Origin of the sequence: Streptomyces sp. 15-116A (assembly GCF_025290915.1) — a bacterium.
In the GTDB taxonomy this organism is placed as follows: Bacteria; Actinomycetota; Actinomycetes; order Streptomycetales; family Streptomycetaceae; genus Streptomyces.
In genome coordinates, this window is record NZ_JAOCQE010000312.1 from 1 (window position 1) to 6,719 (window position 6,719).

A 6,719-nucleotide genomic window follows, 5' to 3' on the forward strand; every position below is an offset into this window, starting at 1 on the left:
CCACCCCCGGCACGGGCAAGATCAACCTCGACAAGGGCCGCGTCAGCCTCCAGAAGAACCAGACCGTCTCCCTCATCAAGGGCGGCCGCCCCCTGCTCTCCCAGGTCAAGATGGGCCTCGGCTGGGAGCCTGCCTACCGCGGCAAGGACATCGACCTCGACGCCTCGGTCATCGCCTACGGCCCCCAGCGCAACCACATCGACAGCTGCTACTTCGGCAAGCTCCAGATCGTGGGCGGCGCGATCCGCCACTCCGGCGACAACCTCACCGGCGAGGGCGGCGGAGACGACGAGGTGATCACGGTCGACCTCGGCCGCCTCCCCATGGACGTCACGGGCCTGGTCTTCACGGTCAACTCGTTCTCCGGCCAGAAGTTCACCGAGGTCGCCAAGGCCTACTGCCGCCTCCTGGACGGCACCACCGGCGAGGAACTCGTCCGCTTCGACCTCACCAGCGCCGAACCGCAGACGGGCGTGATGATGGCCAAGCTCATCCGCCAGTTCTCCGGCGAGTGGGAGATGACGGCGATGGGCGACTTCGTGAAGTCCCGCACGGTCAGGGGGATGGTCAAGCCGGCCGCCCAGGCGCTGTAGAGGCGACCCGCACCGCAGGGCGCCCCCGTCGCGGGGGCGCCGGCAGGGGCACCGGCGGCTCAGCCCCGCAACCCCTCCATCAGCAACCCCACATACCGGCGGAGCCGCGCCCCCGCGCCCTCCCCGTCGTCGACGCCCTCGCACGCGATCGCCACCCCGTGCACCAGCCGCAGAACGTCGATCGGCTCGACGTCCCGCCGCAGCACCCCCGCCTCCTGCGCCGCCCCCACCAGCCGCGCGACGGCACTCTTCAACGGATCGCAGCAGTCGGAAGCGTCCCGTACGTCCCGCACGGTCCCGTCGCCCCCGCCGACGGAGGAACTCAACAGCGCCCGCAGCCCCCGCACTCGGACCATCCCGGCGCCGAGTTCACCCAGCCACTCCACCAGCGCCTCACCCGGCGGCAGCCGCTCCGCCAGCTCACCGGCCCGCGCCGCGATCGCGTCGATCCGGTCGGCGTAGGCGGCCTCCAGCAGCGCCCGCCGGGTGGGAAAGTGCCGGTAGAGCGTGCCGGAACCGACACCGGCCTGCTTGGCGATGTCGTCGAGCGAGGCCCCCTCGCCCTGCGCGGCGAACGCCTCCACCGCCGCGGCGAGCAACCGCTCACGATTCCGCCGAGCGTCCGCGCGCATGGACCTGACCTGCGCCATCCGTCACTCCTCGGCCCGGGAACCCTCCCCGTACCCTACCGAGCCCGCCCGATCCCCCTCCCGGCTCAGAACAGCGCGCTGTACGCGTTCAACGCCGGCTGTCCGCCCAGATGCGCGTACAGCACGGTCGACTCCCGCCCGATCTCGCCGCGCGACACCAGATCGATCATCCCGGCCATCGACTTCCCCTCGTAGACGGGATCGGTGACCATCCCCTCCGTCCGCGCGGCGAGGCGCATCGCCTCCAGTGTCGTCTCGTCCGGGATCCCGTACACCCCCGCGTGATAGCGCTCGTCCAGCTCCACGTCCGCTTCGGTCAGCTCCTGCCGTACGCCGATGAGCCGGCCGGTGCCGTGGGCGATCCGTGCGATCTGCTCACGTGTGGCGGCGGGCTTGGCGGAGGCGTCGATGCCGATCACGCGCCGCCGCCGTCCGCCCGCCTCCTCCAGCGCGCGGAACCCGGCCACCATCCCGGCCTGCGTGGATCCGGTCACCGAGCAGACGATCACGGTGTCGAAGAAGACGCCCAGCTCCCGCTCCTGCTCGGCGACCTCGTACGCCCACCGCGCGAACCCGAGCCCGCCGAGCGGATGGTCGGAGGCGCCGGCCGGGATGGCGTATGGCGTGCCGCCTGACTCCTCGACCTCGCGCAGCGCCTGCTCCCAGCTCTCCTTGAACCCGATGCCGAAGCCGGCCCGCACCAGCCGCACATCGGCCCCGGCCAGCCGGCTGATGAGAATGTTGCCGACCCTGTCGTACACCGAGTCCGGCCAGTTCACCCAACTCTCCTGTACGAGCACGCACTTGAGCCCCGCACGGGCAGCGACGGCGGCGACCTGACGGGTGTGGTTGGACTGCACCCCGCCGATGGAGACGAGGGTGTCGCAGCCCTGCGCGAGCGCGTCGGCGACCAGGTACTCCAGCTTGCGGGTCTTGTTCCCGCCGTACGCCACCCCGGAGTTGCAGTCCTCCCGCTTGGCCCACAGCGAGGCCCCGCCGAGACGGCCGGTCAGCCGCTCCAGCGGATGCACGGGCGAGGGCCCGAAGAGCAGCGGGTACCGCTCGTACGAGGAAAGAGAAGGGGATGACGAGGTCGAAGGGGACGGGGACATGGGTCCTCCCGGGATGGGTTCTCAGTCGGCGAGTGCTTCGAGCCCCCGCCAGATCTCCGCCGTGACCCGGACCGCCTCGTCCACGTCACCGGCCGCGCAGGCCTCGATCAGCCGCTCGTGCAGTCCCGCCGAACGGCAGCTGCCGCCCTCGCCGAAGCGCCGGCGCTCCAGGCGGCGGATGAGGGGCGTGTAGCGGGCGACGGTCGCGGCGGCGGCCCGGTTGCCGCTGACCCGGACCAGCACGTCGTGCAGCGCGTCGTCCGCGCGCAGGGCCCCGTCCACGTCACCGGCTCCGACAGCCGCCGCGAACCGCTCGTTGGCGGTGCGCATCGCCTCGATGTCGGCGGCGAACAGCCGCGGCACGGCGACCCGGGTGACCAGTTCGTGCAGGGCGCCGACCACGGCGGCGGCGTCCCGGACGTCGGCGGCGACGAGCGGCGTCACCCGCGTATAGCTCTGGGGCTTGCTCTCCAGCAGCCCGTCGTCCACGAGCCGCGCGAACGCCTCCCGCACCGGCGCCCGGGACAGCCCCAGCCGCTCCGCGAGCTCGGCGTCCCGCACCACCTCGCCGGGCTCGAGCTCCCCGGCCACGATGGCGTCTCTGATCGCCTCGTAGGCGCGCTCTCTGAGCAGGGTGCGGCGCACGGGCTGGATGGCCTCCATGAACTGAAATGTTAGATGTCACTTTGTCCGACGAGAAGACCCCGGCCGCATCGACGTGCGGACCGGGGTCCCCTCAGGCGGCCCAGGGCCAGTCGGCGTCCCGTCCGGCCTCCAGCAGCGGAACCATGCGGAAGGCAGCGTCCGAGAGACCGCCGAACGTGTGCCGGTTCCCGGTCCCCGACGGGCCGTGGCCCGCCCGGTAGCCGGCGAGGTTCCAGGTGTAGACCGGCACGTCGGCGGGGACCTGCGCGGTCGGGTCGCCGTGGTGGCTGTAGGCGTACTGCTCGTCGGTGACGATCAGCACCCGGTCGTGCCGCTTGTAGTGCCGGCGCACCGCCTCGGTGGTGTCGGTGCCGCCCAGGTCGCCGAAGCGGCCGAGGATCTTCAGCACCGACTCGCCCTTGCGGAACCGCACCGTCTGGCTGCTGCTGCCGAACTCGACCAGGTCCGCCTTCTCCGCCCGCAGCGCGAGCGCCGTGCCGAAGACCGCCGCGGCGTCCGCGCGGGTGAGCTCCGAGCGGTCGGACACCCGCGAGAAGAACATCGAGCCCGAACGGTCGACGAGCACCAGCGTGCGTCCCGGCAGCGCGGGCACGTTGGCCAGCGAGTGGCCGAGCGCCTGCTCCAGCGGGTACGACCAGCGCAGCGACGGCGCGTGCCGGTACGCGGCGAGGTACCGGAAGGGGAACTGCCGCGAGCGTGCCACCTCCGCCGGGTCGCTGATCCGGGCGGCGACCTGGGCCGCGACCTCGTCCGAGACGCCAGCCTCGTCGAAGTTCCGCAGGTTGCGCACGAGTGCCATCGCGCCCATGGACGGGATGACGGCCTCCCAGGCCGCCTTGTCCATCGGCCCCTGCAGCCAGCCGGCCAGCGCCTCCCAGGTCATCCCGGCCGCCGCGAGCCGCTCGGCCCCGCCCTCGGCGGTGATCACCGCGCGCCGCTCAGCGACGGGCAGCGCCATCAGCTCACGGTGTGCGGTGAGGACACGGTCCGAGGCGGGCGGTACCGCGGTGTCCGGGTTGTGCCGGCGGTCGAGGGCGTAGCGGAACAGCTCGCCCTGCCACGGCTTGTCCGGGTCGGGCGCGGCGTGCACCAGGTTGAGGATGTCGCCGAAGCGGTAGCCCTTGGAGGCGGTGTCGTACTTCAGCAGCGCCTTGCCGTTGTAGAGCCGCCGTACGGCGTCGGCGATGCCGCGCTTGACGGGCTTGGGGACGGCGCGCCCGTACTGCGAGGTCCAGTAGGCGAGCAGCTCACCGGGCTCGTCGGGCCGCCGCAGCACGGAGTCGACGACCTGCCGGTTGGACGGGCCCTCCGTCACGCCGGCGTCGAGGCGGGCCTTGATGTACTCGGCGGCGCCCACGACGGACGCGGTGCGCAGGTTGCCCTCGCCGCGCAGCCAGCCGAGCAGGCCCGCGGTCCAGGCCGGGTCGGTGACGGCGAGCTCGCGGACGAGCCGGGTGAACCGGTCGTCGCGGTCGGCGCCGGTCTCGTAGAAGGTCTGCTGGGTCATGAGATGGGACACGGCGAGCAGGAAGAGCTCGGAGCGCGCGTCGCGCTCCCGGCCCCGGCCGCCCTCGTAGGTACGCAGCACACGGCCGGTGGACGTCACCCGCGAGGCGGGCTGCGCCTTCGCGGCCTTGGTGTTGAATCGCGCCATGGTGAATTCCCCCGAATTCTTTCGGAGGGAGGCGCAGCACAAGGAGGGTGTCCGAGAACGAAAGCCGGCGGCGGAGAAATGCCGGACGCCTCTTCAAAGATTGCACCGGGCACCCACGTTGTACCGCGCCTCCCGAGATCAAGTCGGCGGCGGCAGGGAATCCGTGAGAAGGAAGGAGCCGCAGCCCGCGCACCGGGAGGTGCGTGACGTACTGGTGTCCAGAGATCGAGGTCGGCGGAACCGACAAGGTGCTCTAACCCCTGAGCTACACCGGCGCGTTGTGCCGGTGGCGGGACTCGAACCCGCGGCCGCCCCATGATGAGTGGAAGTAGGTCCTGCCTTCGCACCTGGACGTTCATCACTCTAGAAGGGCGGCCTCGGGACGAGCGAGCGAATTAACTCAGTGCCGCTTCTGTCGCTTCCACGGCCCGGTGATGGCGAGCATGATGCCCGGGTCCTGGATGTTGGCGTACAGGGTCTTTCCGTCGGGCGAGAAGGTGACGCCGGTGAATTCGCTGAACTCGGGCTCCTCCTCGCTGCCGATGTTCAGCTCGTTCCGGGCGATCGGATAGGTGCGCCCGCTGTCGGTGGCGCCGAACAGGTGCTGGACGCCCTCGCCGTCCTCGGCGATGACCAGGCCGCCGTACGGGGAGACGGTGATGTTGTCGGGTCCGTCCAGCGCCCCGTCCTTCGACGGGTCCGCGTTGACGCCGAACCGCACCTTCAGGGTCAGCGTGCGCCGCTTGGGGTCGTAGAACCACACCTGCCCGTCGTGCTGGACGGGGCTCTCCTCACGGGCGTAGGACGAGACGAGGTACGCCCCGCCGTCGCCCCACCACATGCCCTCCAGCTTGCGCGCGCGGGTGACCTCGCCGTCCCCGAACTGCTCGCGCACCGATGTCGTCCGGGCGTCGCGGTCGGGTACGTCGACCCAGTCGACGCCGTACACCGTGCCGGGCCTGGTGGCGCGCGAGAGGTCGTCGACGAAACGGCCGCCGGAGTCGTAGCACTTGGGCGCCTGGAGCACACCCGCGTCGTCGGCGAGGGTGCGGAAGCGTCCGGGGCCGTGGCGGAAGCCGTGGGGCGGGGTCCAGCGGTAGAACAGGCCGTTGGGCTCGTCGGCGTCCTCGGTGAGGTAGGCGTGGCCGCGCTTGGGGTCGATGACGACGGCCTCGTGCTCGTAACGGCCGAAGAACTTCAGTGGCTTGGGGTCGCGGTTGGCGCGCCGGTCGGCCGGGTCGACCTCGAACACATAGCCGTGGTCCTTGGTCATGCCGTTCTCACCGGCCCGGTCGGCGTTCTCCTCGCAGGTGAGCCAGGTCCCCCACGGCGTGCTGCCGCCGGCGCAGTTGTTGGCGGTGCCGGCGATCCCGACCCACTCGGCGACATGACCGTCCCGGCGCACCTCGACGACCGTGCAGCCACCGGGCGCGGCCGGGTCGTAGACGAGCCCCTCGGCGAGCGGCACCGGGTACTCGGAGTCGGCGCGGGGCCCGTCCATCTCGTGGTTGTTCACCAGCAGGGTGCTGCCCCGGGGCCCTTCGAAGGCGGCGGTGCCGTCGTGCGAGCCGGGCGTGAACTCCCCGGACTCGAGCTTCGTCTTGCCCGCGTGCGTGAGGACGCGGTAGGTGAAGCCGGCCGGCAGCGCGAGCAGTCCGTTCGGGTCGGGCAGCAGCGGCCCGTAGCCGAGTCCTTCGGCCTTGTCGTCTCCCACGGTCTCCGTCTCGGCGGTCGCGAGAGCGTGGGGCGCGGAGCCGAGGGCCCCCACACTCCCCGCCAACGCGACCCCGGCCCCGGCGATCACAGACGTCCTGGCGAAGTCCCTGCGGGTGAACGACATGGCTGTCTCCTGTCGAGGCCGGCGACCTGATGCGCCGCCACGCTCCCGCCCACATCTGAACACCAGTTGAACAACCCCCTAGGCCCTGTCGTCAAATTCCCGCCTGCCTGGCGACGCCATGCACGCTCCCCCACTGCCTTAAGGGCGTGGGAGGTGCCCCCACTCGCCGCACCGGGCGCCGACCACGTACAACCAGTACGCCGG

At 71.6% G+C, this 6,719-nt stretch carries 6 protein-coding genes; 1 reads left to right on the top strand and 5 read right to left on the bottom strand.

What is annotated here, in order from left to right:
• The coding region (locus N4P33_RS30715) for a TerD family protein (protein WP_260830212.1) at positions 1-593 on the top strand (593 nt) is incomplete at its 5' end.
• Between the two features lie 59 nt (positions 594-652).
• Here the strand turns inward: N4P33_RS30715 and N4P33_RS30720 are convergent.
• From N4P33_RS30720 to N4P33_RS30740, 5 genes are all read right to left on the bottom strand, one after another.
• Positions 653-1,243 (bottom strand): TetR/AcrR family transcriptional regulator, encoded by a 591-nt coding sequence (locus N4P33_RS30720; RefSeq protein ID WP_260830213.1) that lies wholly within the window; start codon positions 1,241-1,243, stop codon positions 653-655.
• Between the two features lie 65 nt (positions 1,244-1,308).
• Positions 1,309-2,355: a 1-aminocyclopropane-1-carboxylate deaminase gene (locus tag N4P33_RS30725; RefSeq protein ID WP_260830214.1), complete on the bottom strand. Its 1,047-nt coding sequence runs from the start codon at positions 2,353-2,355 to the stop codon at positions 1,309-1,311.
• A gap of 21 nt (positions 2,356-2,376) precedes the next feature.
• A complete protein-coding gene (locus tag N4P33_RS30730) occupies positions 2,377-3,018 on the bottom strand; it encodes a GntR family transcriptional regulator (protein ID WP_260830215.1) in 642 nt (213 codons plus the stop codon).
• A gap of 73 nt (positions 3,019-3,091) precedes the next feature.
• On the bottom strand, positions 3,092-4,675 hold the full coding sequence (locus N4P33_RS30735) for a TROVE domain-containing protein (RefSeq protein WP_260830216.1): 1,584 nt from the start codon (positions 4,673-4,675) through the stop codon (positions 3,092-3,094).
• Between the two features lie 400 nt (positions 4,676-5,075).
• Positions 5,076-6,515: a PhoX family protein gene (locus N4P33_RS30740; RefSeq protein WP_260830217.1), complete on the bottom strand. Its 1,440-nt coding sequence runs from the start codon at positions 6,513-6,515 to the stop codon at positions 5,076-5,078.
• Positions 6,516-6,719 lie beyond the last annotated feature (204 nt).

Coding starts and splice junctions, on each gene's coding strand:
- N4P33_RS30735 (WP_260830216.1), bottom strand. CDS start 4,675: ATGGCGCGATTCAACACCAAGGCCGCGAAGGCGCAGCCCGCCTCGCGG.
- N4P33_RS30725 (WP_260830214.1), bottom strand. CDS start 2,355: ATGTCCCCGTCCCCTTCGACCTCGTCATCCCCTTCTCTTTCCTCGTAC.
- N4P33_RS30730 (WP_260830215.1), bottom strand. CDS start 3,018: ATGGAGGCCATCCAGCCCGTGCGCCGCACCCTGCTCAGAGAGCGCGCC.
- N4P33_RS30740 (WP_260830217.1), bottom strand. CDS start 6,515: ATGTCGTTCACCCGCAGGGACTTCGCCAGGACGTCTGTGATCGCCGGG.
- N4P33_RS30720 (WP_260830213.1), bottom strand. CDS start 1,243: ATGGCGCAGGTCAGGTCCATGCGCGCGGACGCTCGGCGGAATCGTGAG.